This window comes from Kaistia granuli DSM 23481 (assembly GCF_000380505.1).
In the GTDB taxonomy this organism is placed as follows: Bacteria; Pseudomonadota; Alphaproteobacteria; order Rhizobiales; family Kaistiaceae; genus Kaistia; species Kaistia granuli.
Genome location: NZ_AQYH01000009.1, coordinates 1 through 2257, shown reverse-complemented (window position 1 = coordinate 2257; position 2257 = coordinate 1). Strand labels below are relative to the sequence as shown.

2 rRNA genes are annotated in these 2257 nt (G+C 54.0%); both read right to left on the bottom strand.

Annotation, left to right across the window (positions count from 1 at the left end):
• Positions 1–56 precede the first annotated feature (56 nt).
• Positions 57–171: ribosomal RNA gene (rrf, locus tag G342_RS0115090) — 5S ribosomal RNA — on the bottom strand.
• 101 nt (positions 172–272) lie between these two features.
• Positions 273–2257, bottom strand: a 23S ribosomal RNA gene (locus G342_RS0115085); the annotation flags it as partial.

Below are 2257 nucleotides of genomic sequence, written 5' to 3'. Positions count from 1 at the left end.
TTTTGTTTGTGTTTCATCGTGAAGAGAATTTTTCGAAGGATTTCTGTGCTTTGCAGGCCTGGCAGCGACCTACTCTCCCGTGTCTTAAGACAAAGTACCATTGGCGCGGAGGAGTTTAACGGCCGAGTTCGGAATGGGATCGGGTTCAGGCTCCTCGCCATGACCACCAGGCCGGCGAAGCACAGAAGAAACTGGTTTTGTATGGTTTGTCGTCGATGGTCATTCCCGCGGATCTCGAGAGATCCGCTTGGGATGAGCATGGATTAATGGGAGTGATCAAGCCAATCGAGTTATTAGTACCGGTAAGCTACATGCGTTGCCGCACTTCCACACCCGGCCTATCAACGTGGTGGTCTACCACGACTCTCAAGGGAATACTCGTTTTGAGGTGGGTTTCCCGCTTAGATGCCTTCAGCGGTTATCCCGTCCGTACATAGCTACCCTGCAATGCGGCTGGCGCCACAACAGGTCCACCAGAGGTACGTCCATCCCGGTCCTCTCGTACTAAGGACAGATCCTCTCAATATTCCTACACCCACGGCAGATAGGGACCGAACTGTCTCACGACGTTCTGAACCCAACTCACGTACCACTTTAATCGGCGAACAGCCGAACCCTTGGGACCTTCTCCAGCCCCAGGATGTGATGAGTCGACATCGAGGTGCCAAACGATGCCGTCGATATGGACTCTTGGGCATCATCAGCCTGTTATCCCCAGAGTACCTTTTATCCGTTGAGCGATGGCCCGTCCACGTGGGACCACCGGATCACTATGGCCGACTTTCGTCTCTGCTCGACTTGTCAGTCTCGCAGTCAGGCGGGCTTATGCCATTGCACTCGACGACCGATTTCCGACCGGTCTGAGCCCACCATCGCGCGCCTCCGTTACACTTTGGGAGGCGACCGCCCCAGTCAAACTACCCACCATGCACGGTCCCGGATCCGGATGACGGACCGCGGTTAGACATTCATATTCACAAGGGTGGTATTTCAAGGATGGCTCCACACGAGCTGGCGCCCATGCTTCAAAGCCTACCACCTATCCTACACATGCAAACACGAATGCCAGTGCAAAGCTATAGTAAAGGTTCATGGGGTCTTTCCGTCTGACCGCGGGAACCCCGCATCTTCACGGGGAATTCAATTTCACTGAGTAGGTGCTGGAGACAGCGGGGAAGTCGTTACGCCATTCGTGCAGGTCGGAACTTACCCGACAAGGAATTTCGCTACCTTAGGACCGTTATAGTTACGGCCGCCGTTTACCGGGGCTTCAATTCAATGCTTGCACATCTCCTCTTAACCTTCCGGCACCGGGCAGGCGTCAGACCCTATACGTCGCCTTACGGCTTCGCAGAGCCCTGTGTTTTAGGTAAACAGTCGCTACCCCCTAGTCTGTGCCCCCCCGACCTGGTTGCCCAAGTCGAGGGCCTCCTTCTCCCGAAGTTACGGAGGCAATTTGCCGAGTTCCTTCAGCACCATTCTCTCAAGCGCCTTGGTATACTCTACCAGTCCACCTGTGTCGGTTTAGGGTACGGTCTATACGCGGGAGCTATTTCCTGGAACACCTTCACTGCAGCACCAATCCAATAAGGCACTACAATACACGGCATTCGTCACTACCCGCAGGCTGGGGAATATTCACCCCATTCCCATCGACTACGCCTTTCGGCCTCGCCTTAGGAGCCGGCTAACCCTGCGCAGATTAGCTTTACGCAGGAACCCTTGGACTTTCGGCGACAGTGTCTCTCACACTGTTTGTCGTTACTCATGTCAGCATTCGCACTTCCGATACCTCCAGGAGCTCTCACGAGTCTCCCTTCACAGGCTTACGGAACGCTCCGCTACCACGTGATCCCTAAGGATCACATCCGCAGCTTCGGCACATGGCTTGAGCCCCGTTACATTGTCGGCGCAGGAACCCTTATTTAGACCAGTGAGCTGTTACGCTTTCTTTAAATGATGGCTGCTTCTAAGCCAACATCCTGGTTGTTTTGGGATCCCCACATCCTTTCACACTTAGCCATGATTTGGGGGCCTTAGCTGGCGGTCAGGGTTGTTTCCCTTTTGACGATGGACGTTAGCACCCACCGTCTGTCTGCCAGATAGTACTCTTGGGTATTCGGAGTTTGGTTAGGTTTGGTAAGACGGTAAATCCCCCTAGCCCATCCAGTGCTCTACCCCCCAAGGTATTCATCCGACGCTCTACCTAAATAGATTTCGCGGAGAACCAGCTATTTCCGAGTTTGATTGGCCTTTC